Origin of the sequence: Micromonospora sp. DT68, from assembly GCF_049847245.1 — a bacterium.
Taxonomy (GTDB): domain Bacteria; phylum Actinomycetota; class Actinomycetes; order Mycobacteriales; family Micromonosporaceae; genus Micromonospora; species Micromonospora profundi.
Genome location: NZ_JBNCNZ010000086.1, coordinates 1 through 222 on the forward strand (window position 1 = coordinate 1; position 222 = coordinate 222).

Below are 222 nucleotides of genomic sequence, written 5' to 3' on the forward strand. Positions count from 1 at the left end.
CCCAGGTGACCCAGGTTCTCCAACTTCGACTCCTGCAAGCTCGTACCGATCGAGATCACCGCAGCACGCTCGGGCATACCGGCCTTCTTCGTCGCGGCGATGATCGCCTTCACGTTGGCGGTCTGCTCGTCATTCAGGGCGATGCGCGACTGCGCGCCCTGGGTGCCGTGCGGGATCAGCTTGGCGGTGTCGGGCTTGTCGGCCTGCACGACCGCGACGGGC

The 222-nt window shown here is 66.7% G+C and carries 1 pseudogene; it reads right to left on the reverse strand.

Annotated elements, in window-relative coordinates:
* Nucleotides 1-222, reverse strand: a pseudogene (locus ACPXB1_RS30735) (hypothetical protein); the annotation flags it as partial.